This is a genomic window from Nitrospirillum guaranorum (genome assembly GCF_034653275.1).
Classification (GTDB): domain Bacteria; phylum Pseudomonadota; class Alphaproteobacteria; order Azospirillales; family Azospirillaceae; genus Nitrospirillum.
The window spans coordinates 1,507,258-1,532,731 of record NZ_JAYEES010000004.1; the positions used below are offsets into that span (position 1 = coordinate 1,507,258).

Annotated in this window: 18 protein-coding genes and 1 pseudogene; 15 read left to right on the forward strand and 4 right to left on the reverse strand. The window is 70.1% G+C overall.

Going from position 1 to position 25,474, the window contains the following annotated elements; translation table 11 throughout:
• Nucleotides 1–73: 73 nt before the first annotated feature.
• From UAJ10_RS28385 to UAJ10_RS28445, 13 genes are all read left to right on the forward strand, one after another.
• Nucleotides 74–1,093 (forward strand): MraY family glycosyltransferase, encoded by a 1,020-nt coding sequence (locus UAJ10_RS28385; RefSeq protein ID WP_322918742.1) that lies wholly within the window; start codon nucleotides 74–76, stop codon nucleotides 1,091–1,093.
• A 534-nt stretch (nucleotides 1,094–1,627) separates the two neighbouring features.
• A complete protein-coding gene (locus tag UAJ10_RS28390) occupies nucleotides 1,628–2,998 on the forward strand; it encodes a type III PLP-dependent enzyme (protein ID WP_322918743.1) in 1,371 nt (456 codons plus the stop codon).
• A 116-nt stretch (nucleotides 2,999–3,114) separates the two neighbouring features.
• On the forward strand, nucleotides 3,115–4,536 hold the full coding sequence (locus UAJ10_RS28395) for a homospermidine synthase (RefSeq protein ID WP_322919067.1): 1,422 nt from the start codon (nucleotides 3,115–3,117) through the stop codon (nucleotides 4,534–4,536).
• 260 nt (nucleotides 4,537–4,796) lie between these two features.
• Entirely contained in the window at nucleotides 4,797–5,948 is a 1,152-nt protein-coding gene (locus tag UAJ10_RS28400) for an ATP phosphoribosyltransferase regulatory subunit (RefSeq protein ID WP_322918744.1), read from the forward strand.
• 85 nt (nucleotides 5,949–6,033) lie between these two features.
• Nucleotides 6,034–7,326, forward strand: a complete 1,293-nt coding sequence (locus UAJ10_RS28405; protein WP_040847901.1) for an adenylosuccinate synthase — start codon at nucleotides 6,034–6,036, stop codon at nucleotides 7,324–7,326.
• A gap of 148 nt (nucleotides 7,327–7,474) precedes the next feature.
• Nucleotides 7,475–8,743: a 3-phosphoshikimate 1-carboxyvinyltransferase gene (locus UAJ10_RS28410; protein ID WP_322918745.1), complete on the forward strand. Its 1,269-nt coding sequence runs from the start codon at nucleotides 7,475–7,477 to the stop codon at nucleotides 8,741–8,743.
• A gap of 149 nt (nucleotides 8,744–8,892) precedes the next feature.
• The gene (locus UAJ10_RS28415; protein WP_322918746.1) at nucleotides 8,893–9,189 is read left to right on the forward strand and encodes a hypothetical protein; all 297 of its coding nucleotides are present in this window, start codon (nucleotides 8,893–8,895) and stop codon (nucleotides 9,187–9,189) included.
• A gap of 36 nt (nucleotides 9,190–9,225) precedes the next feature.
• A complete protein-coding gene (locus UAJ10_RS28420; RefSeq protein WP_322918747.1) occupies nucleotides 9,226–10,056 on the forward strand; it encodes an IclR family transcriptional regulator in 831 nt (276 codons plus the stop codon).
• An 80-nt stretch (nucleotides 10,057–10,136) separates the two neighbouring features.
• On the forward strand, nucleotides 10,137–10,466 hold the full coding sequence (locus tag UAJ10_RS28425; RefSeq protein WP_322918748.1) for a PadR family transcriptional regulator: 330 nt from the start codon (nucleotides 10,137–10,139) through the stop codon (nucleotides 10,464–10,466).
• Between the two features lie 3 nt (nucleotides 10,467–10,469).
• The gene (locus tag UAJ10_RS28430; RefSeq protein ID WP_322918749.1) at nucleotides 10,470–11,267 is read left to right on the forward strand and encodes a hypothetical protein; all 798 of its coding nucleotides are present in this window, start codon (nucleotides 10,470–10,472) and stop codon (nucleotides 11,265–11,267) included.
• A 332-nt stretch (nucleotides 11,268–11,599) separates the two neighbouring features.
• Complete coding sequence (locus UAJ10_RS28435; RefSeq protein ID WP_322918750.1) at nucleotides 11,600–12,079, forward strand: hypothetical protein; 480 nt, start codon at nucleotides 11,600–11,602, stop codon at nucleotides 12,077–12,079.
• Between the two features lie 136 nt (nucleotides 12,080–12,215).
• Nucleotides 12,216–14,339, forward strand: a complete 2,124-nt coding sequence (locus UAJ10_RS28440) for a 3-hydroxyacyl-CoA dehydrogenase NAD-binding domain-containing protein (RefSeq protein WP_322918751.1) — start codon at nucleotides 12,216–12,218, stop codon at nucleotides 14,337–14,339.
• 110 nt (nucleotides 14,340–14,449) lie between these two features.
• Nucleotides 14,450–15,610: an acyl-CoA dehydrogenase family protein gene (locus UAJ10_RS28445; RefSeq protein ID WP_322918752.1), complete on the forward strand. Its 1,161-nt coding sequence runs from the start codon at nucleotides 14,450–14,452 to the stop codon at nucleotides 15,608–15,610.
• Nucleotides 15,611–15,613: 3 nt separating this feature from the next.
• On the opposite strand, the pseudogene UAJ10_RS29980 reads toward UAJ10_RS28445, so the two are convergent.
• Nucleotides 15,614–16,740: pseudogene (locus UAJ10_RS29980) on the reverse strand (JmjC domain-containing protein).
• 61 nt (nucleotides 16,741–16,801) lie between these two features.
• Nucleotides 16,802–19,861, reverse strand: a complete 3,060-nt coding sequence (locus UAJ10_RS28460; protein ID WP_322918754.1) for a YhdP family protein — start codon at nucleotides 19,859–19,861, stop codon at nucleotides 16,802–16,804.
• 546 nt (nucleotides 19,862–20,407) lie between these two features.
• On the opposite strand from UAJ10_RS28460, the gene UAJ10_RS28465 reads away from it, so the two are divergent.
• Both UAJ10_RS28465 and bcp read left to right on the forward strand, forming a co-directional pair.
• Complete coding sequence (locus tag UAJ10_RS28465) at nucleotides 20,408–23,395, forward strand: bifunctional [glutamine synthetase] adenylyltransferase/[glutamine synthetase]-adenylyl-L-tyrosine phosphorylase (protein ID WP_322918755.1); 2,988 nt, start codon at nucleotides 20,408–20,410, stop codon at nucleotides 23,393–23,395.
• A 70-nt stretch (nucleotides 23,396–23,465) separates the two neighbouring features.
• Complete coding sequence (gene bcp / locus UAJ10_RS28470) at nucleotides 23,466–23,930, forward strand: thioredoxin-dependent thiol peroxidase (RefSeq protein WP_322918756.1); 465 nt, start codon at nucleotides 23,466–23,468, stop codon at nucleotides 23,928–23,930.
• Between the two features lie 56 nt (nucleotides 23,931–23,986).
• Here the strand turns inward: bcp and UAJ10_RS28475 are convergent, their stop codons facing one another.
• Together UAJ10_RS28475 and UAJ10_RS28480 are read right to left on the reverse strand one after the other, a co-directional pair.
• Nucleotides 23,987–24,412, reverse strand: coding sequence for a VOC family protein (locus tag UAJ10_RS28475; RefSeq protein WP_322918757.1), 426 nt, complete (start codon nucleotides 24,410–24,412; stop codon nucleotides 23,987–23,989).
• 82 nt (nucleotides 24,413–24,494) lie between these two features.
• On the reverse strand, nucleotides 24,495–25,415 hold the full coding sequence (locus tag UAJ10_RS28480) for a helix-turn-helix domain-containing protein (protein WP_322918758.1): 921 nt from the start codon (nucleotides 25,413–25,415) through the stop codon (nucleotides 24,495–24,497).
• Between the last annotated feature and the right edge of the window lie 59 nt (nucleotides 25,416–25,474).

A 25,474-nucleotide genomic window follows, 5' to 3' on the forward strand; every position in this document is an offset into this window, starting at 1 on the left:
AGGTGGCCGCATGACAGCGCGCCACCCGCGCCCGGCCTTGTGAAGCCATTCCGAGTCGCTTACAACAGGCCCCATGTCCATCCTGACCCCCTTCCTCTGCCTGTTCCTGCCCTTCCTGCTGGCGCTTGGCCTGGTGGGGGCGGCCACCTGGTGGCTTAAGCGCCGCCAAGTCATGGATCGGCCCAACGAGCGTTCCAGCCACAGCCTGCCCACGCCGCGCGGCGGCGGGCTGGGTGTCGTGCCGGCCCTGCTGGGCGCCTGGGCCGTGACCGGCATGGTGGCGGGGGACATGGACACGCTGTGGCCCACCATCGCCGCCGCGCTGGCCCTGGCCGTCATTTCCTGGGCTGATGACCTGGGCGGCGTGCCGCCCGGCTGGCGCCTGCTGGCCCAGGTGCTGGCCGTGGCCGTGGGCCTGTCGGCCTTGCCGGCGGAGGCGCTGGTGTTCCAGGGCTGGCTGCCGCACTGGTTGGACCGGCTGGTGGCGGGCCTGGTCTGGGTGTGGTTCGTCAACCTGTTCAATTTCATGGACGGCATCGACGGCATCAGCGCGGTGGAAACGCTGTGCCTGGGCCTGGGCCTGGCCGCCGCCTACTTCGCCGCCGGCCTGATGGGGTTCATGAGTTCCTACGCCCTGGCGCTGGCCGGCGTGGCGCTGGGCTTCATCGCCTGGAACTGGCACCCGGCCCGCGTCTTCCTGGGGGACGTGGGCAGCGTGCCCCTGGGCTTCCTGTCCGGCTGGCTGCTGCTGCGCGCGGCGGGCGACGGCCTGTGGCTGCCGGCCCTGATCCTGCCGCTCTACTATCTCAGCGACGCCACCCTGACCCTGGCCAAGCGCCTGTGGCGGCGGGAACCGGTGTGGCAGGCCCACCGCCAGCATTTCTACCAGCAGGCCGTGCGCCGCCTGGGCCGGCACGACCTGGTGGCCCTGGCCATCCTGGCCGCCAACGCCGCCCTGGCCGCCAGCGCCATCCTGTCCTTCACCGACCCCAGCTGGGTGGTGGTGGCCCCCATCACCGTCGCGGCCCTGCTGGCCTGGATGGCCCACGCCAAGACGGCCGCCAAGGGCCAAGCGACCGGGGGCGCCGCCTGACTCCGGCCAAGCTTAACAGGTTCCTTACCCAGCCTTGAGATGAGCGGGTGGCCGACCTTCAAAAATTTAAGTTTGCTTGAGCGCCCAAATCGCATAAATACGAAGTTCGCGACGCACCCGCACGTGCCCCTGGCCCCTGGGTTCCGGTCATCGAACATGGCCCGGACCCTTGGATGGTTAAGCAACGACGTTAGGCGTCCTTTTTAAGCAGATCCGGCCGAAGTGACTGGGCCGGGCCTTGAGAGGGAACCAACATCATGCTTTCCACCATAAAACGGCCGGTGAAGCGGTAAGCCCCTTCTGGTCCTGACGCGTCTGTTGACGCTTTGAGGTCTTAAGGTCGACGGATCGACCCGATGGCCCGGCAATCACGGCGCTAGACCAGATCATTCCCCTTCCCACCGATCGCTGACGTTGAACGGCCCCTGGCGCCACCGCCATGCCCGTGTCCCTGCGCGATCCCTGGTTCAGCCGAATGAAGCCGGCTCCCCCGTACGCCTGAGGGCGACGACAGGGCCGGACAGGGGTATTGCTATGGCCTATCGTTTCCGTTCCGCCGTTTCCCCCCTGCGCCGCGTGCGTGCGCAGGCCCGCGCTTCCGCCATTCCCACGCCCGCCCCCACCGTGGACAGCCTGGTCGCCAGCCTGGCCCCGGCGGAGCCGATGCACTGCCTGCGCCCCCGTCAGGTTGCCGCGAACGCGCGTGAATTCATCGCCGCCTTCCACAACGCGGTGGAACAGGCCCTGGGCGACGGCGGGCGCGGCACCGTCATGTACGCGGTGAAGTGCAACCCCGACCCCACCATGCTGCGCGCCCTGACCGAGGGTGGTCTGCGCCATTTCGACTGCGCCTCCCCCGCCGAGATCCGCCTGGCGCGCCAGATGTACCCGTCGGCCGCCGTGCACTACATGCATCCGGTGAAGAACCGCGCCGCCATCCGGTCTGCCTATTTCGAGCAGTCGGTGCGCGACTTCTCGCTCAATTCGGCCGATGAGCTGGCCAAGATCGTCGAGGTGGTGGCCGAGGGAGGCTCCACGGGGGGCGCGCCCGGCGGTGACGGCGTGGACGCCCGCCTGGACCCCGTGGCGGCGGACCTGGGCCTGATGATTCGGCTGGGCATGCCCAAGGGCCAGGCCGCCTATGACCTGTCGGCCAAGTTCGGCGCCGCCTTCGACGAGGCGGTGGCCCTGCTGCGCGCCGCCCGGCCGCTGGCCATGCGCGTGGGCGTCTGCTTCCACGTCGGTTCCCAGTGCATGGACCCGCGGGCCTACACCCGCGCGCTGGCCATCGCCGACGCCGTGGTGAAGGCCGCCGGCGTCGCCATCGACGTGGTGGACGTGGGCGGCGGCTTCCCCGCCCGCTACCCGGACATGGACCCGCCCCCGCTGGCCGACTACATGGCCGCCATCCGCGACGGCCTGGTGGCCATGGACCTGGCGCCCAACGTGCAGGTGTGGTGCGAGCCGGGCCGCGCCCTGGTCGCCACCGGCGCCTCGGTCGTCGTCCAGGTGGAACGCCGCCGGGGCTCGGAGCTTTTCATCAATGACGGCGCGTATGGCAGCCTGGCCGACGCCGGCGCCCTGGGCATGCGGTTCCCCGTGCGCCTGATTCGCCCGACGCAGGCCGAGGCGCTGCAGGAGTTCAGCTTCTGGGGCCCCACCTGCGACAGCGCCGATTACATGCGCGGTCCCTTCCTGCTGCCCGCCGACATCCGCGAGGGCGACTGGATCGAGATCGGGCAGTTGGGCGCCTACGGCGCCGCCTTGCGTACGGCCTTCAACGGCTTCGACCAGGCCCGCCTGGTGGAGGTCCGCGACGCCCCGCTGGTGGCGACCGCAGGCCTGGTCCCCGCCCCGGTTCGGCGGAATTCGCGATACGGCATATTGCGTCGCCGCATCGCTTGAGGCAAACACGGCGCTCTTAATTCAACAGAGGGGCCGGCGCCCGTGAAGGAACGCCGGCGAATTCGCGACAGCAACAGACGGTCGGTCAACCGTTGGTAAAGCCCGGAGAGTTTATGATGTCCCATTCCGTGAAACATGCCGCCATCCCCGGGCGACTTTATATCATCGGTTTCGGCAGTATCGGCCAAGGCGTGCTTCCCCTGGTGCTGAGGCACCTGGACATCACCGCCGAGCGCATCACCATCATCACGGCCGACGCGCGCGGCCGGGACGAGGCGGCGCACTACCAGGTGGATTTCCAGATCCGCCCGCTGACCCGCGACAACCACCGCGACATCCTGGTGCCCCTGCTGCGCAAGGGCGACTTCGTGCTGAACCTGTCGGTCGACGTCTCCTCCCTGGCGCTGGTGGAGCTGTGCCAGGAGGCCGGCGCCTTCTACCTCGACACCTGCATCGAACCCTGGGTGGGCGGCTACACCGATCCCAGCCTGACGCCGTCGCTGCGCAGCAACTACGCCTTGCGCGAGGCGGCGCTGGAGCTGAAGACCCGTTATCCCGGCGGCCCCACCGCCGTGCTGACCCACGGCGCCAACCCTGGGCTGGTGTCGCACTTCATGAAGCAGGCGCTGCTGAACATCGCCCAGGACAACGGCCTGGACGTGGCCGTGCCCACCACGCGCGATGGCTGGGCCCGGCTGGCGCAGCGCCTGAACATCAAGACCGTGCACGTGGCCGAGCGCGATACCCAGGTGGCCGACCGCCCGCGCGAGCGGGGCGAGTTCGTCAACACCTGGTCCATCGACGGCTTCGTCAGCGAAGGCTGCCAGCCGGCGGAGTTGGGCTGGGGGACGCATGAGCGCCACTTCCCCGTCGACGGTCAGCGCCATGACTTCGGCAGCCAGGCGGCCATCTTCCTGAACCGCCCGGGCATCAGCACCAAGGTGCGCACCTGGACCCCCATGGAAGGCCCCTTCCACGGCTTCCTGGTCACGCACAACGAGGCCATTTCCATCGCCGACTATTTCACGGCGCGGAACGAGGATGGCAGCGTGGCCTACCGCCCGACCTGCCACTACGCCTACCACCCCTGCGACGACGCCATCACCTCGATCCACGAGTTCGTGGGCAAGGGCTATGTGCAGCAGGAGAGGCAGCGTCTGCTGATGACCGAGATCGTCGACGGCATCGACGAGCTGGGCGTCCTGCTGTGCGGCCACGAGAAAGGCGCCTACTGGTACGGCTCGCAGCTGACCGTGGCCGAGGCGCGCGAGCTGGTGCCCTACAACAACGCCACCAGCCTGCAGGTCTGCGCCACCGTCCTGGGCGGCATGGTCTGGGCCCTGGAGAACCCCACACAGGGCCCCGTCGAAGCCGATGAGGTCTCGTTCGAGCGGGTCATGGAAATCGCCACGCCCTACCTGGGGCCCGTGGTCGGCGTCTACACCGACTGGACCCCCTTGGACGGCCGCGAGACCCTGTTCCCCGAGGACCTGGACCGCGAGGACGCCTGGCAGTTCAAGAACGTGCGGGTCTCCTGATCCAGCTCATCAACTGAAGTTCCCTGGAGCGCAGCGACAAGGCCGCGACTGCGGCCGCCGCAGCATTCCGAGGAGCGTCAGCGTACTGGAATGCGAGGAAGCCGAGGGACCGGATGGTCCCGCTGGCGCCTGAAGCAAACATCACACATGCCCCCTCCCCGGCGGGCGCGGGGCTTAAACAATTGCGTGCGCGCCGGCCAGCGATTAAAGACCCGTAACGGGCACTGTCGCCCTTTCGACGCCCGGGACCCTTCTGCATTATGACTGACAGCGCCGACGAGGCCATTGCGGCCAAGGCCCTGCTGCCGGCCGGCTTGCGCGATCTTTTGCCGCCCGCCGCCCAGCATGAGGCCCGCATCGTGGAACAGCTGATGGCGGATTTCGGCCGCCATGGGTATGACCGGGTCAAACCGCCGCTGATCGAGTTCGAAGAGGGCCTGCTGGCCGGCCCGGGCGCCAAGCTGGCGCACCAGACCTTCCGCCTGATGGACCCGGTGTCCCAGCGCATGATGGGCCTGCGCGCTGACATGACGCTGCAGGTCGCCCGCATCGCCCAGACCCGCCTGGCCAACGCCCCCCGCCCCCTGCGCCTGTCCTATGCCGGCCAGGTCCTGCGCGTGAAGGGCTCGCAGCTGCGCCATGAGCGCCAGTTCGGCCAGGTGGGCGTGGAGCTGATCGGCAGCCTGCGCGCCGAGGCCGATGCCGAGGTCGTGCTGCTGGCCATGGAGGCCCTGACCAACCTGGGCGCCGAGGGCCTGACCGTGGACCTGACGGTGCCCACCCTGGTGCCGGCGCTGTTCCGTTCCCTGAACCTGGATGAGGCGACGCAGCGCGCCGCGCGGGAAGCCTTGGACCATCGCGACGCCGCCGGCCTGGCCGCCATCGGCGGGGCCGCCGCCGAGCTGCTGGGCCGGGTCATGGCCTGCTGCGGCAACGCGCCCGCGGCCGTGGAGGCGCTGGCCGCCGTGGCCCTGCCGGCGGAAGCGGAGCCGGAGCGCCAGCGCCTGGCCACCGTGGTGGACCTGATCGTCAGCGCCGCCCCCCATGTGCAGATCACCATCGACCCTGTGGAACAGCGCGGGTTCGAATACCAGACCGGTGTCAGCTTCACCGTCTTCGCCCGCGGCGTGCGCGGCGAGATCGGGCGCGGCGGCCGCTATCGCACCCTGTCGGGTGAGCCCGCCACCGGCTTCACCCTGTTCACCGACACGGTCATCGAGGCCGTGCCCGGCCCGGCGCCCGCCCGTCGCCTGCTGCTGCCCCATGGCACCCCGGCGACCCAGGCCCAGCGCCTGCGCGAGAAGGGCTGGGACACCGTGGCGGCGCTGGAGCCGCTGGCGGACGACGCGGCGGAAGCCAAGCGCCTGGGCTGCAGCCACCTGCTGCGGGACGGCTGGACCGTCGAGGTCTGAGCGTCCACCTGTTTGAAAAATCCTGCGGGGTGCCGTAGCACCGCCCCGCGCCTGCTATTGAGCGCCGTTTAGAGGGAGAAGCATCATGGCCAATGTCGCGGTCGTCGGCTCGCAGTGGGGTGACGAGGGCAAGGGCAAGATCGTCGACTGGCTGTCCAGCCGCGCCGACGTCATCGTCCGTTTCCAGGGCGGCCACAACGCCGGCCACACGCTGGTCATCAACGGCGTCACCTACAAGCTGTCGCTGCTGCCCTCGGGCGTGGTGCGCCCGGGCAAGCTGTCGGTCATCGGCAACGGCGTGGTGGTCGACCCCTGGGCCCTGCTGCGCGAGATCGAGAACATCGCCGCCCAGGGCGTGCAGATCACCCCGGAAAGCCTGATCGTGGCCGAGAACGCCACCCTGATCCTGCCGCTGCACAGCGCGGTGGACAAGGCCCGCGAGGAGGCGCGCGGCGCCGGCAAGATCGGCACCACCGGCCGCGGCATCGGCCCGGCCTATGAGGACAAGGTGGCCCGCCGCGCCATCCGCCTGTGCGATCTGGCCGACGAGGCCGTGCTGGAGCACAAGGTCGACCAGTTGCTGTTCCACCACAACGCCCTGCTGCGCGGCCTGAACGCGCCGGAGATCGACCGCGCCGAGCTGCTGGCCCAGCTGCGGGAGATCGCCCCGCGCATCCTGCCCTACAGCGCCGTCGTCTGGCAGCGCCTGGAAGAGGCCCGCGCCCAGGGCAAGCGCATCTTGTTCGAGGGCGCCCAGGGCGCCATGCTGGACGTGGACCACGGCACCTATCCCTTCGTGACCTCCTCCAACACCGTGTCGGGCAATGCCGCCGCCGGCAGCGGCATGGGCCCCGGCGCCGTCGGTCACGTGCTGGGCATCACCAAGGCCTACACCACCCGCGTCGGTTCCGGCCCCTTCCCCACCGAGCTGTTCGACGACATCGGCGAGCTGATCGGCGCCAAGGGCAAGGAATTCGGCGTGGTCACCGGCCGCAAGCGCCGCTGCGGCTGGTTCGACGCCGTGCTGGTGCGCCAGGCGGTGAAGGTGGGCGGCATCGACGGCATCGCCTTGACCAAGCTGGACGTGCTGGACGGCATCGAGGAGCTGAAGGTCTGCACCGGCTATCGCTACAAGGGGGAGGTCATCCACCACCTGCCCGCCGGCCAGACCGCCCAGGCCGAGGTGGAGCCCATCTACGAGACCTTCCAGGGCTGGACCGAGAGCACCTACGGCGCCCGCTCCTGGGCCGATCTGCCGGCCACGGCCATCAAGTACATCCGCCGCATCGAGGAACTGATCGAGGCGCCGGTGACCCTGCTGTCCACCAGCCCCGAGCGCGACGACACGATTCTCATGCGGGATCCTTTTCAAGGGTAATTCCCTCAAGCGCCGGGCGGCCGCATCCGCGGCCTTGGCTTCCTCGCTGCGCCCTGCGGTGCTCGCTCCGGCGCCCGCAGTCGCGGGCTACCGCTGGCGTGAAAATCACGCCAGCGGCTTACGCGCAATGACAACAGGGACTACGGTGATGGGTTCGGATACGGCAGTCAGGATCATTCCGCCGCAGGGGCCGCTGAAGGGCCCGGTGGCGCCGCCGGGCTCCAAGTCCATCACCAACCGCGCCCTGCTGCTGGCCGGCCTGGCGGCCGGCACCAGCCGGTTGACCGGGGCCCTGAAAAGCGACGACACCCGCTACATGGCCCAGGCCCTGCGCGACATGGGTGTCGCGGTGGATGAGCCGGACGAGACCACCTTCGTCGTCCACGGCACCGGCCACCTGAAGGCGCCGGCCCAGCCCCTGTTCCTGGGCAACGCCGGTACCGCCACCCGCTTCCTGACGGCGGCGGTCGCGGCCGCCGTGGACGGCACGGTGGTGGTGGACGGCGACGCGCACATGCGCAAGCGCCCCATCGCCCCCCTGGTCGCCGCCCTGAAGACCCTGGGCATCGCCATCGACGCCCCCACCGGCTGCCCGCCCGTCACCGTGCGCGGCCATGCCGGCGGATTCGCCGGCGGCAGGGTGGAGATCGACGGCGGGCTGTCCAGCCAGTACGTCTCCGCCCTGCTGATGATGGGGGCCTTGGGCTCCCGGCCCACGGACGTGGTGCTGACCGGCGCCGACATCGGCGCCAAGGGCTATGTCGACCTGACCACCGCCGCCATGGCCGCCTTCGGCGCGGAGGTCAGCCACCCCAGCGACACCGTCTGGACCGTGGCCGCCACCGGCTATCGCGCGGCCGATTTCGCGGTCGAGCCCGATGCCTCCGCCGCCACCTACCTGTGGGCCGCCGAGGCCCTGACCGGCGGGGCCATCGACCTGGGCACCCCGGCCACCGCCTTCACCCAGCCGGACGCCCGCGCCTACGATTTCATCCGCCTGTTCCCCGACCTGCCGGCGGTCATCGACGGCTCGCAGATGCAGGACGCCATCCCCACCCTGGCGGTGCTGGCGGCGTTCAACACCACGCCCGTGCGCTTCACCGGCATCGCCAACCTGCGGGTGAAGGAATGCGACCGCGTGGCAGCATTGGCGACGGAACTGTCGCGCGTCCGCCCCGGACTGGCGGTCGAGCAGGGCGACGACCTGCTGGTGGCCAGCGACCCCGGCCTAGCGGGCCAGAGCCTGCCCACCCGCGTCGAAACCTACGCCGACCACCGCATCGCCATGAGCTTCGCCCTGGCCGGCCTGAAGATCCGCGACATCACCATCCTGGATCCCGGTTGCGTCGCCAAAACCTACCCCGGCTACTGGAAGGCGCTGGCCAGCCTGGGCGTGGAACTCAAGGAAGAAGCCTGACCCCCGAGGCCCGTCACAAGCCCCGCCCTCGGGCCCTGACCCGTCGCATAGTATCTCTTCTTACGGTTGCAATGACAGCGTCGTCATCGGACACTGCGGCCTGCGTGACCGGCGATCAATGGCGGCGCGCCAATTGCGGGCCGCCCAGCATGCACGATGCCGCGTTGTCACCCGGCGCCATGGCGCGCGTGAGGAAGGGACGGGCCTTCATCGTCCTGCTCATGCCCGTTATCGGCATCCTGCTGGTCCTGAACCTGGCGGACGCCTGGGGACTGGGCCCCACAATCGGTGGCCGTGGCGTCCTGGCTTGGCTGGGCATGCCGCCGGCATCCTGGGAAAGCATCCGTGCGCTGCTGCTGATCGCTTTTTTTACGGGCGCGCTGCACCGCTATTTCCGCTTCATCGAAAAGTCGTTCGCCGTTTCCTCGGGCCCTGGAGACGTATAATCAGTCCTGGAGGCGCCCCCCGCGCCCACAGGAGGAATGCCTTTGAAGAAGCGCGGCGGTTCGGTCATGGAGGAGATGGGCGATGAGGCCGGTGGTGACCGGCAGTTCGTCACGGCGCTGTCGCGCGGCCTGGACATCCTGCGCTGTTTCGAGCCCACCGACGGCCCCCTGGGCAATGCCGACCTGGCCCAGCGCTGCGGCCTGCCCAAGGCCACGGTGTCGCGCCTGACCTATACCCTGGCCAAGCTGGGCTACCTGGATTACCTGCCCGACAGCGGCAAGTACCGCATGGGTGTCGCCGTGCTGGGCCTGGGCTACGCCTGCCTGGGCGGCCTGAAGATACGGGAAACGGCGCAGCCCTATCTGCAGGCCCTGGCCGACCACGCCGGCGACGGCGTGCTGACCGCCCTGGCCGGCCGCGACGACCTCAGCATGGTCTACATCGCCTGCGCCCGGGCGCCCGGCATGGTCAGCCTGCAACAGGACGTGGGCTCGCGCCTGTCGCTGGGCCGGTCCAGCATCGGCCGCGCCTATCTGGCGGCTCTGGATGAAACCGCCCGCGCCCCGCTGATGGAACGCCTGCGCCAACGGGCGGGCGAAGAGTTCTGGCCCATGGTGGAGCGGGGCATCCGACGCTCCGCCGATGAAATCCGGGCGCGCGGCTTTTGCCTGAACGTGGGCGAATGGGTGCAGGGCGTGAATTCCGTCGCCGTGCCCTTGCGCCCCGCCCAGCAGGGCCAGCCGCCCCTGGCGTTCAACTGCGGCGGCCCGTCCTACATTCTGACGCCCGAGCGGCTGGAAAGGGAGCTGGGCCCCCGCCTGGTGGAGCTGGCCAACCGTGTCGCCCTGGTCGGCCGCGCGGTTTGACCCCGGTGCCGGTACCCCATTGACGGCCCGCGCCACCAAATATACATTGTAGAAGAAATAACGCATAGAGCGGGCACGGGATGGGCAGGAACACGCTGGGCACCCTGGAACAGGCGGTGATGATGGTCATCCTGGCGCTGGGCGACGGCGCCTATGGCGTGGCCATCCGGGATGAGCTGAGCCGCCGCACGCGGCGGGAGCATACCCTGGGCGCCGTCTACACCACGCTGGATCGGTTGGCGGCCAAGGAATTGCTGGAGTCCTACCTGGGTGAGCCGACGCAGAAGCGCGGCGGCCGGGCCAAGCGCTATTTCAAGCTGACCGGCGACGGCCGCCAGGCCCTGGACCATGCCGTCAACACCCGACACGAGTTGGAATACGGCCTGGATCTGGCGGGCAAGGGGGCCTGAGCCATGATGACGCCGTCCGAAACCTGTAACGCCGTCGTCATCCCAACCGCCCTGCCCCTGTTTCCCCGCCTCTGCCTGATGCTGGTGGCCACCCCCGATGAGGTGGAGGACCGCATGGGCGATTTGGAGGAATCCTACGCCAACGCCCTGGCGGCCCTGGGGCCGGAGGCCGCCCTCCACCGCTATCGCCGCGACATCGCCTCTTGCATCCTGGCCATCGCCAGCCGCCGGCTGGAGAACCTGGTGCTGCTGCGGTTCCTGGACCGGGGCCGGCTGCTGGTGTCGCTGGCCGTGATCACCCTGGCCTTCACCGTCTGCTATGGCATAATGTCGGTGCTGGTGCCCAACCCGTGGTGGATACGGGCGGGGCTGCACAGCTATCCCGGCCAGTTCCGGGGGATCAACCTGCCGGATTATCCCGTCTGCCAGGCCTGGACCGATTACCAGGGACGGAGCCGCCTGGCCCGTGACCTGCGCGGGCCGGGCGTCCACGTGGCCGAGGTCATCACGCGAGGAGTGGTACGACAGGGGGCGGAGCAGGATCTCTCCATCCTGCTGCCCCGCACGGCCAAGGTGACCGCCATTTATTGCGGCATCACCCGGCTGGGCGCCACGAAAGCGGCCGTTGAGGAGTGTTCCCGCGGCGGCTGCGGCACCGGCGTCGCGGCCTTCGTGGACGACAGCGCCTATGCCAAGGGCCGTGTGCTGACCTTGGCCATGTCCACACGCTCCCGCGATCCCGAGGGGGTCACCGGCCACTTCTGGGTGGCCTGGCGCGACGAAACCGCTGACGCGCCTTAAATCCTGCCCCACCACCGCCTCGCACCGCCTGAATGGGTCGCGCTTATTTCTTCTACATTGCATACAAAATAGGGAAGGGCAAACGCCATGGCCGTGAACATATCGCTGGAGGCCCAGATGCCACTGCCCCTCGCGCTCATGAGCCGGCTGCTGGTGTCCCTGATCTCGGCCGTCCTTTCCGTCAGCCTGGTCTATGGACTGCTGACCGCGTCCATACCGGACCCATGGTGGCGGCAGGCGGGCCTGCGCACCAATCCCGGTTATTTCCGGGGGACAATCCGGTGGACTATCCCTTCTGCCAAGCCTGGAACGACTATCAGGGGCGGAACCGCATGGCTCGGGACCTGGGCGCCCCCGGCGTACGGGTGACGGAAGCGCAGACGCGGACGGCCATCCGCCGGGGTGGGGAGGAAAACCTGCTGGTGGACCTGCCTGGCACCGCGCAGGTTGTCGCCGTCTATTGCGGCATCTCGCAAGACGGGGCGCCCATGGGCGAATGCGCCCGCTATGTCTGCGGGGACGGGGTCGCCACCTTCATCGCCGACAGCATGTACACGGGCAGCGAGTACAGCGGCACCCTGCAAGCGGGCCGCCGAGTCCTGACCCTGACCCTGATGAACAAGCGGGCCGAGACGCGGCGGCGGACCACCGTCCGTTTCTGGGTGGCATGGCAGGACGACACCCCACCCTCTCAACCAACGTCCCCTCAACCCGCGCCACAGCAGCCCGCGCCACAGCAGCCCGTGACCCTCAAGGCCGGGACGAACGGACCCCCGGCAGGCCCCGCCAAATTCGTTCCCAGCCCCACCTGATCCCGCGCCGCGCACCATAAATTCCGCATTGCGGAATCATATTCCGCAAATGTTGCGCCATTTGGGCGCTTTGATACTGTCGCTTCCCTAAGGGCGCCGGCCCAACCAGGCGCCATTCTCGGGAGAGGGACATTCCATGGACGCCAGCGGCATCGCCACCGACCGCACCCCCGTGCGCTATGAGCGCCAGGGGCGCACGGGGATCATCACCGTTAACCAGCCGCCCGTGAACGCGCTGGGCCAGGCCGTGCGGGCGGGGGTGCTGCGCGCCCTGGCCCTGGGCCAGGCGGATGGGGAGGCCGACCTGCTGGTCCTGCTGGGGGCCGGCCGCACCTTCATGGCCGGCGCCGATATCCGGGAATTCGGCCAGGCGCCGCTGGTCCCCTTCCTGCCCGACGTGGTGGCGGCGCTGGAGGCCAGCCCCAAGCCGGTCATCGCCGTGCTGCACGGCACCGCCCTGGGCGGCGGGCTGGAGGTGGCGCTGGGCTGTCATTTCCGGGTGGCGCTGCCAGGAACCAGGCTGGGCCTGCCGGAGGTGAAACTGGGCCTGCTGCCGGGCGCCGGGGGGACGCAGCGCCTACCCCGCCTGGTGGGCCCGGCCAAGGCGCTGGAGATGATCGTGGGCGGCGAGCCCGTCGCGGCGGCCACCGCCCTGGACATCGGGCTGGTCGATTGGGTGGCGGCGGAGACCGATCCCCTGGCCGCCGGCCTGGCTTATGCCAAGCGGGTGCGGGCCAAGGGCCTGATGCCCCGGCGCACCGGCGCGCGCGGCGACCGCATCGCCGCCGTCAGCCCCCTGCTGTTTTCGGCCACCCGCGCGGACCTGGCCCGGAAATCCCCCCACCTGTTCGCCCCTCACCGCTGCGTCGACGCGGTGGAGGCGGCCACCACCCTGCCCCTGGCCGAGGGGCTGAAGCGGGAGCGGGAGCTGTTCCAGGCCTGCATGGACAGCCCGCAGCGGGCCGGCCTGATCCATTCCTTCTTCGCCGAGCGGGCCGTGGCCAAGGTGCCGGGCCTGGCGCCCGACGTGGCCCCCCGCCCGGTGCGGCGCGCGGCCGTCATCGGCGCCGGCACCATGGGCGGCGGCATCGCCATGTGCTTCGCCAACGCGCACATCCCCACCGTGCTGCTGGACACGACCGAGCAGGCGCTGGAGAAGGGCCTGGCCACCATCCGCCGCAACTACCAGGCCAGCGTGTCCAAGGGCAAGCTGAGCCAGGAGGAGGCGGACGCGCGCCTCAGCCTGATCCGTCCCAGTTTGGCGTACGACGACCTGACCGACGCCGACCTGGTGATCGAGGCGGTGTTCGAGTCTATGGACCTGAAGAAACAGGTCTTCACCCGGCTGGACCAGGTATGCCGGCCGGGCGCCATCCTGGCCACCAATACCAGCACCCTGGACGTCGACGCCATCGCCGCCGTGACCGGCCGGCCGCAGGACGTGGCCGGCCTACATTTCTTCAGCCCGGCCAACGTCATGCGCCTGCTGGAGGTGGTGCGGGGCCGGGAGACGGCGCCCGACGTGCTGGCGACCGCCATGGACGTGGCGCGGCGCATCGGCAAGGTGGGCGTGGCCGTGGGCGTCTGCTACGGCTTCGTCGGCAACCGCATGCTGCACCAGCGGGCGCGCGAGGCCACGGCCCTGGTGGACGAGGGGGCGGCGCCGGACCAGGTGGACCGCGTGCTGGTGGACTTCGGCTTCCCCATGGGCCCCTTCGCCATGGGGGACCTGGCCGGGCTGGACGTGGGGTGGCGCATCCGGGAAGAGCGGCGCAAGGCCGGCGACCCCGACACCCCGCCCCCCGGCTGGCTGGACCGCCTGGCGGAGCAAGGCCGCCATGGCCAGAAGACGGGCGCCGGCATCTATCGCTATGAGGCCGGCAGCCGCGCGCCCCTGCCCGACCCGGTCACGGCCGACCTGATCGCCCAGGACCGTGCCGCCAAGGGCATCACCCCGCGCCCCGTCGGCGACCAGGAAATCCTGGAGCGCTGCCTGTACGTCATGGTGAACGAGGCCGCGAAGATCCTGGAGGAGGGCGTGGCCGCCCGCGCCCTGGACGTCGACATGATCTGGGTCCACGGCTACGGCTTCCCCGCCTGGCGCGGCGGCCCCCTGTTCTGGGCCGACCAGGTGGGCCTGGGCACCGTCCTGGACGCCATCACCCGGTTCCACCTGGCGACGGACGCCAAGCAGTGGCGACCCGCCCCGTTGCTGGAGCGCCTGGCGAGCGACGGCCGCGGCTTCGCCAGCCTGAACTGAGGGCAGCGGCATGAGAGGAATCTCATGCCGCTTAGGACCCGACTGCGCCCGCCGTTTGAGGGGGGCATTTGATCGATCACGATCAGATGCCCAACATAAAAGGATGACCCATGGCCTTGGACCAAGAGACGCTGAACCAGCTGCTGGACACCGTGGGCCGCTTCGTGCGCGACCGCCTGGTGCCGCTGGAACACCAAGTGGCGGAGGATGACGCCATCCCGCCCCACATCGTAGCCGAGATGCGGGACCTCGGCCTGTTCGGCCTGTCCATCCCCGAGGAATACGGCGGCCTGGGCCTGTCCATGGCGGAGGAGGTGCAGGTGGCGTTCGCGCTGGGCCAGACCTCCCCCGCCTTCCGCTCGCTCATCGGCACCAACAACGGCATCGGCTCGCAAGGCTTGGTCATCGATGGGACGGAGGCGCAGAAGCGCCACTACCTGCCCAAGCTGGCGGCCGGCGAAATGATCAGCGCCTTCGCCCTGACGGAGCCGGAGGCGGGATCCGACGCCGGCAGCTTGCGCACCAGCGCCCGGCGCGAGGGCGACCATTACGTGCTGAACGGCACCAAGCGCTTCATCACCAACGCGCCGCACGCCGGCCTGTTCACCGTCTTCGCCCGCACCGATCCCGCCAGCCGCGACGCCAAGGGCGTCACCGCCTTCCTGGTGGAGGCCGGCACGCCGGGGGTCAGTGTCGGCCCGGTGGACCGCAAGATGGGACAGAAGGGCAGCCACACCGCCGATGTGGTGTTCCAGGACGCGCGGGTGCCGGCGGCCAACATCCTCGGCGGACGCGAGGGCCAGGGCTTCCGCACCGCCATGAAGGTGCTGGACCGGGGGCGCCTGCACATCGGTGCCGTCTGCGTGGGCGTGGCCGAGCGCCTGATCCGCGACAGCCTGGCCTACGCCCTGGACCGGCAGCAGTTCGGCCAGCCCATCGCCGAATTCCAATTGGTGCAGGCCATGCTGGCCGACAGCCGGACGGAGGCCTACGCCGCCCGCTGCATGGTGCTAGAGACGGCGCGCCAGCGCGACGCCGGCCACGACGTGGGCACGGAGGCCGCCTGCACCAAGCTGTTCTGCTCGGAGATGGTGGGGCGTGTGGCCGACCGCGCCGTGCAGATCCACGGTGGCGCCGGCTATATGGCCGAATACGGGGTGGAGCGCTTCTATCGCGACGTCCGCCTGTTCCGCATCTATGAGGGCACCAGCCAGATCCAGCAACTGGTCATCGCCCGCAACATGATCCGGGATGCCAAGAGCGGTCGCTGAGGTTCAGTCGAACAGCCAGACTTGGCCGGCGCGGGCAAGGCCGGCCACCGCATCCGCCACGGCGACGCCCTCCATGTCCGCCAGGGCCCGCTTCAGTTCGCCCAGCCGGGCGCCGTCCGTGGCCAGCAGCTGCGTCAGCACCCGCCGCTGGTCGGGTGGCTGCTTGGCCGAAGCCGGCCCAGGGCCGCGCGCGGCGGGATGGATTTCAGTGGTGTCGGACAGGGTACGGTCCAGGCCCAGGTTCATGGGCTGGAACGCCTCCCGCTCCGCATCCAGCTGGGTGAACAGGGCCGGCAGGTCGGGCGCGTCCAAGGCGTCCCGCAGCAGATCGGCCTGCGCGGACAGCTGCCGGCGTGTCGCCGCCTCATCGGCCACGGCCATGACCTCTTCCCGGAAGGCGGCCTCGCCCCCCTCCAGCCGGCCGGCCAGGGCGCGCAGCATGTCCTTGGCCCGCAGGCCACCCAGGTTGATGGTCAGGTGGGCGGAATGGCCGCCCTCCGCCACCGCCGCCCAGTGGATGTCGCCGCGTGGGATGTACAGCAGGTCGCCGGGCCGCAAGGTGTCCTCCCACTCCACCGGCCCCGCCTCCGCCACAGTGGCATAGCTGCGGCTGACCAGGGGATGGACGGCGCGGGCGCCGTGGCAGCGCCAGCGCTTCTCCCCCATATCTGCAGGATGATGACGTCGTGGTTGTCCCAGTGGGGGGCCAGCGCGCCATCCCGCTGGAAGCTGACATAGGCGTTGGCCCCGCCGCGCACGCGGTAGCGCCGCTCCACCGCCGCGACCAGGGCGGCGACGCGGGGGGAGACATGGTGCAGGTGGTTCAGCGCCAGGCTGAGTCCCTGGCCGATCTGCTCGTGCAGGGCGGCTGTCTTCAGGAACATCTGGCCCGCCTTGTTGCGGCCCACCACCGCCTCATAGGGCACATCCTGGCCGGAGCGGACCAGGCGCAGGCGGCCGTTGTGCAGGCCGGCCAGCGTCACCTGGGCGTTGATCAGCGACCAGGGCAGCAGCCGGGCGAAGGCGTCCGCCTGGCCGGTGCGCAGGTGCAGGCGCCGCTTTTCCAGGAAGGCCCGGTCCAGGTCTGCCGGATCATGAGGACGGACCAACGCCGACACGCCACCAAGCATACGCCCACCCCAACGCCAGGATCGATCCCGCTCCAGGATAGCACCCGGCCGGAAAGTCCTGCTACTTCGGCGTGTCGGGTACGGCCTGGTCGGATGTTACAGGGCCGGCCGCCGGCTTGGCCGGCTTCTTCCGGGGGACGGGCTTCGTCTCCGGCTTGCCGTCCTCATCCGTGGGCGACAGGAAGAACAGGTTGCGCAGGAAGCCGGGGGCCAGCACGGCCAGCGGGTTGACCGACACGTCCAGGTCGTCCAGCGGGCCCTTCACCCGGTAGGTGGCCGACAGCAGCCCCTGCCCCTCGCCGCCCGTCAGCAGGTCGCCGACGATGGGGATGGCGCCCAGCAGCTTGTTGAAGGTGCTGAAGGGCACGATGGTGCCCTGAAGGTCGGCCATGCCGCGGCTGAGGTTGATCTCCCCCTCCATGGTCAGGCCGATGGCGGCACCCGAGGTGCGGACGTCGTGGAAGCTGACGCCGGTGTCGGTCCAGTGGAAGCCCCCCTCCAGCTTGGCGAAGGTGATGGGGGCGCCGCTCATGAAGTCGGAGAAGCCCTGGAAGCTGGCCGCCGACAGCAGGCGCGCCATGACCGGCGCCTCCACCACCTGGTAATCGGTGACGTCCAGGGTGCCGTCCACCACCTCATGCGGGTCGCCGGGGGTGCTGTGGCCCTTCACTACCAGCTTGCCGCCGCGCAGGTGGTCCAGCACATCCAGCTGCTGCAGGGCGGCGCCCGCGTCGTCCGAGGTGATGGTGAGGGCCATGGCGTTGCCGTCCGGCACGTAGCGCAAGGCCAGGTGGCCGGCATTGTCCTTGCCGATGCGGCTGTCCAGCACGACGGAGCGCCAGCTGCGGCCCCGGCGGGCGAACTGGCCCTTGCTGGCGCCGATCTCGCGCCCGCCATTGGCCGTCACCACCTTGTCGAAGTTGAAGTCGATGTCCAGCGGCGGCCGCGCGTCCAGCGCCTTCAGCTCCGCCTCGGTCGGGGGCCGGCCGTTGCCGCCGCCGCTGGCGGAGCGGCGGAAGGGCCGCGCGTCCATGGAGGGACCGGCCGCCTTGATCCGCATGCCGCCCGCGTCATCCACGTCCACCGTCATGGCGGCGTCGGTGCGCCCCTGGCGGTAGCGGTCGACCGCGATGTGGCCGATGGAGAAGTCGTGCTTCAGGTCCATGCTGCCCGACGCCTCCATCCCCTCCGACTTCAGCTGGAAGCGGGTGACGTGCAGCGGCCGGCCCTGGTCGAAGCCCACCTCGACATGGCCGGAGGCCGGCACGCCCGTCACCTTGCGCCAGTCCATCAGGGACACGGCCAGGGCCGACTTGGTCAGGTCCAGGTCGGCCAGGATGGTCTCCTGGTGCTGGGCGTCACGGGTATAGACCATGTTGACGCCCACGGGGCCGCGCACCCAATCGGGGAAATCCAAGTGGAACAGCTGGCGGTCGCGGTCGCCGGCCGTCGCCTGCAGCGCGACACGGGTGCCGATGGGCGCCTCCGCCGGGAAATTCTCGCGCCACAGGATGCGGGCCGGCATGCCGTTCAATCGGGCGGTGCCGTTGGTGTCCATGCCCTTGTTGTCCAGCACCAGGTTCAGGTCGCCGTCCGACGCCTTGATGTCGGCCACGATGTTATCAGCCGCCACGTTCCTCAGGTGCGCCTGCACGCCCAGCTTCACCTGGTCCATCTTCAGGGTGGCGACCAGCGGAAAGTCGAAGCGCAGGGTCATGTCGGCCGTGCCGGCCACCGCCGCCGGCACCAAGCCGACCTTCTTGGCATAGCCCAGGGGCGGGGTGTCGATGACGGTGAGCGCGGAGGAGATGGGGCCGCTGACGGGCAGCGTCATTTCCATCTTCTGCGCCGTCTTGTCCAGGCCGGTGATGTCCAGGCGGGAAGTGCCCAGCGCCAGATCGAGCAGGCGGCCCCGCGTCAGTTCAATGCCCAAATGCCCGCCGTCGAAGGTGGCCGTGCCGCCGACATCCTTCACCTTGGGCAAGCCGTCCATATAGTTCACGGTGGCGCCGGAGAAGGCGAAGTTGGCCGTCATGCGGTTGGGCACCATGTCCGACAGGTCGGGCGGGGCGTTGCCCTCGAAATTGAAGGTCACCTTGTCGAAGGCGCCGTCCGACAGGTTCTGCATGATCCAGGCGCGCGGCTTGGGCAGGGCGTCCAGGGGCCACAGCGCGTCCAGCGCGCTCAACGGCACGGACTTGACCTCGGTGGCCAGGGTCACGCGATAGCTGCCGTCGTCCCGCTTCACCCCCTTGCCCGTCAGCATAACGGTGGACGCGGGCGCCGGCCCGCCGGACCCGGGCAGGGTCAGGTTCAGGTGGTTCAGGGTCAGCCCCCCCGGTTCCAGCCGCGCCTGCAGGTCCAGGTTGGCCACCGCCAGCGGCGCCTTCAGCCGGCCCGGCAGAGTGACCGTGCCGGCCGTGCCGCTGAGCGCCACGTCGAAGATGCGGGGGGAGAAGTCGGAGGCGAGGTCCAGGGTCACCGTGCCGGCCAGGGGCATGTCGATACCGCCCACCGCCGCCAGCACGCCATCGGACGCGCGGGTGATGCGCGCCAAGTCCGCCGGGCTGACGCCGGAGAAATGGCCGACCGCGCTGATGGTGCCGTCGGCCAGGCGATAGCCCAACTCGGCCGCCACCTGCGTCATATGCCCGCCCAGGTCCACCACCAGCTGGGCGTTGCCGCTGATGCCCCGGCGGTCGCGGGTCAGGGAGATGTCGGCCCGAGGGGCGGACCACACCAGGCCCAGCTGGCGGTTGTCCACCGACAGCCGCGCCTCGGACACCACCAGCTTGGTGAGCGCGCCCAGGGGTTCCAGCGGGTCCGGCGGCCGCTTCAGCGCCGCGATCAGGTCCGCCATGAAGTCATTGCCGTCGTCGGTGTCGTCATCCGACATCAGCGCCAGGCGGAAACGGCCGTCAACCTCGCGGATGGCGTTCAGCCGCGGGCGCACCAGCACGATGCGGGTGGGGGCCAGACGGCCGTGCAGCAGGGCCGGCACCGACAGGGCCACGCGGAATTCCGGCAGCGTCGCCACGGTGGCGCCGCCCGTGCCCGTCAACACCACGTCATCGGCCAGGACTTCCACCGTGGCGCCCTTGGCCGCCTTGGCCAGCAGCACCTTGTGGACGGAGATATGGACGCTCCCCCCGAATTCACCGCCTGCTCAAGATAGGGCGCGAACCAGGAAATGGGCATGGGCCCCCGGCTGAGCCGCCAGGACAGAAGGCCGGCCGTGACCAGGACCACCAGCAGCAGGCCCGCCGCCAGTTCCAGGACGACCAGGGCCGCGTGGCCGATCATGCCCCGGCGCTTGCGCGGCGGCTTGGGTGGGGGCGGGGCGATGGGATCGGGTGGACGCCGCCCCGGCACGCGCAGGCCCATGTCCCCTTGTTCGCCGGACGCCTGCGTCCCGGTCGGCACCTCGGAAGGCGGCTCGGCGGGGGGGATGGGCGGGGACGGACGGGGCAAAGGCTCAGACTTCCGGCATGGCTTGACCGCGTTGCGGACCCTTGGGCACTCTGCCCCGGGAACCCACAACCGCGAAACGGCGAACAGCGAACGGGGCCCCGCCCCACCCCTGTCCAGTCCCAGCAACATAGGGTCACGATGGACAGGTTTACACGGGGGCAAGACCCGTTTCCTGGCATAGCCCGGTCAGACATCCATGTTCAATGCGAAATCCCTACCCCAAGCGGCAGATGCCGAACTTCTGGCCCGCGGGCTGGAGTCCTGGCAGCGCCGGGCGGAGGACTCCGGCGACACGGAACTGGCGGAATTCGCCCGAACCTACGCGGCGGATGAGGCGGGCGGGGCCCTGCTGCGGGCCATCCTGGGCAACAGCCCCTTCCTGGGCCAGGCCCTGCTGAAGGAACAGGCGTTCTTCCGGCAGATGGCAACGCAGGGCTTCGACGCCGCCTTCATGGACCTGCTGGAGAGGTTGTGGGCCGAAGTGGGAGGGGCCACCACCACCGACCGGCTGATGAAGGCGTTGCGCGTGGCCAAGCGCCGCGCCGCCCTGCTGATCGCCGCCGCCGACATCGCGGAGGCGTGGACGCTGGAGCGGGTGACCGGCGCGCTGAGCCAGCTGGCGGAGGCCGCCCTGCGCCTGACCGCCCGCCACCTGCTGCGCCAGCTGGCCGCCAAGGGCGAGATCCGCCTGCCGGACGCCGAGAACGACCCCGAGGCCGGCAGCGGCCTGATCGTGCTGGCCATGGGCAAGTTCGGGGCGCTGGAGCTGAACTACTCCAGCGACATCGACCTGATCGTCCTTTACGACGACGGCGTGGTGCAGGCCCGCGACCCGGATGAGATGACCCGCACCTTCGTGCGCCTGGCCCGCGACCTGGTGCGCATCATGGAGGAGCGGACGGTGGACGGTTACGTCTTCCGCACCGACCTGCGCCTGCGCCCCGACCCCGGCGCCACGCCCCTGGCCGTCTCCGTCTCCGCGGCCGAGGCCTATTACGGCAGCCTGGGCCAGAACTGGGAGCGGGCGGCCATGATCAAGGCGCGGCCGGTGGCCGGCGACCGCAAGGCCGGCCAGGACTTCATGGGCCTGATCCGCCATTTCGTCTGGCGCCGCAGCCTGGACTTCGCCGCCATCCAGGACATCCATTCCATCAAGCGCCAGATCGGCGCGCACAAGGGCCATCGCGACAAGGCGGTGAACGGCCACGACATCAAGCTGGGCCGGGGCGGCATCCGCGAAATCGAGTTCTTCGCCCAAACGCAGCAGTTGATCTTCGGCGGGCGCGACGCCCATCTGCGCATCCCCGCCACCATGATGGCCCTGGACGCCCTGGTGGCCGCCGGCCGGGTGGGCGAGGACGCGGCGGAGGATTTGAAGGCGGCTTACCGCTTCCTGCGCCGGGTGGAGCATCGGGTGCAGATGGTGGACGACCAGCAGACCCACAAGCTGCCGGTGGACGACGCCGGCGTGGCCGCCATCGCCACCTTCCTGGGCTATGCCGACGCCGACACCTTCCGGACGGAGTTGCTGGCCACCCTGGGCCGGGTGGAGGATCGCTACGCCGCCCTGTTCGAGGAGGCGCCACCCCTGTCCGGTCCCGGCAACCTGGTCTTCACCGGGACGGAGGACGACCCGGACACCATCACCACCCTGCGGGGCCTGGGATTCCAGAACCCCTCGGCCGTGGCCGCCCAAATCCGCGCCTGGCACCACGGCCGCTATCGCGCCACCCGCAGCACCCGCGCGCGCGAACTGCTGACGGAGCTGGTGCCCACCCTGCTGGCGGCCCTGGGCGGCACGGCCCAGCCCGACCAGGCCTTCCTGAAGTTCGATGAGTTCCTGAGCCGCCTGCCCGCCGGGGTGCAGCTGTTCAGCCTGTTCTACGCCAACCCCAAGCTGCTGGAGCTGGTGGCCCTGATCATGGGCACGGCGCCGCGCCTGGCCGACAGCCTGTCGCGACGCCCATCGCAGCTGGACGCCGTGCTGACCCCCGGCTTCTTCGACCACCTGCCGGACGCCCAGGAACTGCGCGAGGGGCTGTTCCGCCAGCTGGCCGACGCCCACCATTTCGAGGAGGTGCTGGACCTGACACGGCGCTGGACCAGCGACCAACGCCTGCGCGCCGGCATCCAGATCCTGCGCCATTTGGCCGATGGCGACCAGTGCGGCCCCTTCCTGACCGAGGTGGCGGACACGGCGCTGGCCGTCCTGCATGAGCGGGTGGAGGCGGAGTTCGCCCCCCGCCACGGCCGTTTCGCTGCCGGAACGGATGAGGGGACCGGCATGGCCATCCTGGCCATGGGGCGGCTGGGGGCGGGGTCGCTGTCCCTGGGGTCGGACCTCGACCTCATCACCGTCTACCAGGTGCCGGAAGGGGCCGACCAATCGGACGGACCCAAGCCGCTGTCGCCCAGCGAGTACTTCATCCGCCTGACCCAGCGCCTGATCAACGCCATCACCGTGCCCACGGCCGAGGGGGCGCTGTATGAGGTGGACATGCGCCTGCGCCCGTCAGGCAACAAGGGGCCGCTGGCCGTCAGCCTGGACGCCTTCATCCGCTATCAGCGCGAAAGCGCCTGGACGTGGGAGCATATGGCCCTGACGCGCGCCCGGGTGCTGACCGGCCCGCCGGCCCTACGGGCACGGCTGACCGACGCCATCCGCGCCGTGTTGGTGCAGCCGCGCGATCCGGACAAGCTGCTGGCCGACGTCGCCGACATGCGCGTCCGCATGGACAAGGAGCACCACACCAAGGACCCCTGGTCGGTGAAGCATGTGCGCGGCGGCATGGTCGACATCCAGTTCCTGGTGCAATACCTGACCCTGCGCCATGCCGCCGACCATCCCGGCATCCTGGACCCCAACACCACCGGCGCCCTGGCCCGCCTGCGGGACGCCGGGCTGCTGGACGCGGCGGACGCCGACGCCCTGATCGACATCCACCGCCTGTGGCGCCGGGTGCAGGCCTTCCTGCGCCTGACGGTGGCGGGCGAGGTCAAGGTGGCGGAGGCACCGCCGGCCCTGCGCCTGGCCCTGGCGGAAGCCGTGGGAAACAATAACCCTGGGGGCCTTGACTTCGACGCGGCGGAGGCAAAGATCCGCGCCGCGGCGGCCCAGGCCCACGCCCTGTTCCAGAAGGTGGTGGAGGAACCCGCCGCCCGCCTGCCGCCGCGAGCCCCCTGATCCAATTGGCGGGCTGGGCCGTACCAGCGGCGTCAGAAACCTAGGCACGAACCCAGGAAGGAAAATCACCATGGCCGTTGAGGTCGGAACCCCCGCCCCGGATTTCACCATGCCCACCGATGGTGGCGGCAGCGTCACCCTGTCGTCCCTGAAGGGCCATCCGGTGGTGCTGTACTTCTACCCCAAGGATGACACCAGCGGCTGCACGGCCGAGGCCTGCGGCTTCGGCGAATCCCTGCCGCACTTCGAGAAGGTGGACGCCACCATCATCGGCGTGTCCAAGGACAGCGTGGCCAGCCACGACAAGTTCAAGAAGAAGTACAACCTGCCCTTCACCCTGGCCTCGGACGCCGACACCGACGTGTGCGAGCGCTATGGCGTGTGGGTGGAAAAGAATATGTACGGCCGCACCTATTTCGGCATCGAGCGCGCCACCTTCCTGATCGACAAGGACGGCCAGGTGGCCAAGGTGTGGCGCAAGGTCAAGGTGCCCGGCCATGTCGACGCCGTGCTGGAAGCGGTGAAGGCGCTGTAAGCGGGGGTGAAGCGGCGGGCCGGACTCGCCCGCCGCTGGTCGCCGGATCGCCTCCCTCAGAGCGGCACCCAGGGGTCGTAGGTGCCGAAGCTCCAGCTGTTCCCTTCGGGATCACGGGCGTGGTAGCCGCGGCCGGGGTAGCCCTCGTTGTCGTGCGGCGGGGTCACGATCTCCGCCCCGGCGGCGCGGGCGCGGGCGTGGTGGGCATCCAGGTCGTCGACGATGATGTAGACGCAGCCCGTCACGCCCCCGGCCTCCGCCGCCGTTTTCCAGCGATAGGCGTCGGTGGACGGCCCGGGCCGGGCCGATCCCAGCATGACCATGCCATCGCCCAGCGTCAGCTGGGCATGGTGGATGAGGCCGGGGTCCTGGTCGTCGGCATAGACGGCGTGGCGCTGGAATCCGAAGGCGGCGCACAGGAAGTCGATGGCGGCCGGCGCATCCCGATAGCGCAGGCAGGGGATCAGCGGGCTGGTGGGCATGGCGATCAGTCTCCTCTCAGGCGGCGACGATGCCGCCGCCCGACCATAGGGCCCGACGACGCGGCCTGGATTGGATCTGAACTTACCCCGCCACCGTGCCGTCCCCTGGGCCGCTCTCGACCAGGCCACCGCCGTCCGGCAGGGACCGGGCCAGGTATTGTCCGGGGGTAAGGCCGGCGAACTCCCGGAACTCGCGGATCATGTGCGACTGGTCGCAATAGCCGGCGTCGATGGCGACACCGGCCCAGCCGCCGCTGGCGCCCTCCATCGGCGCGCCCCCCAGCCGTCTGGTCAGCGCCTCGAACCGCATCAGGCGCCGATAGGTGCGCGGGCCCACGCCCAGCGCATCCTTCACGCGGGCGGCGAGGTGCTTGGCGCTCCACCCGATCTCCCGCGCGATGTCGGCGATGTCCAGGTCGGGCCGGTGGCGCAGCAGGGCCAGCGCGTGCATCTGCGCCAGCGGCAGGCCCGGCAGGGCGGCGAAGCGGCGGGTGAGCGCGTCGTCCAGCACGGCCATGCGCCCGGCCCCGTCCGGCGCCTCCGCCAGCGCCTGCCCCAGTTGCAGTGCCGCCGACCCTAGGACGGCGTCCAGGGGCGCCACGCGGTCGACCAGATCCGTCAACGGGCATCCCAGCAGACGCCGCAGGCTGGAAAGCGGCAGGAAGACATGCATGCCCGCCTGGGTGCCGCCCGACCGGGACAGGGCCGGCGCCAGGTGGGCGCCGGCCACGAATCCCTCCCCCGCGCGCACGGTGATTTGCCGCCCATCGCCGCCGACGATACCAATGGGTTCCGCCAGGTTGACGATCAGGACGGCCTGGGCGTGGGGCAATTCCCGACGGGTGGTGAAGCTGGTCCGCTCGCGATAGTCGGCATAGCCATCCACCAAGCCGGACAGGGCCGGCGGCGGCGCCAAGCTGGCCACGTGCCACGCGTCCCGCGCGCCGTCATGGCGGCGGACGGACACGAGACGGGAGGACGGAACGGTCATGGGAACGGTCATGGGGCGGCCTCTGACGGCGCGGCTGCCCGTCAGCTTGGCACAGATCAGACCGGCTGGGG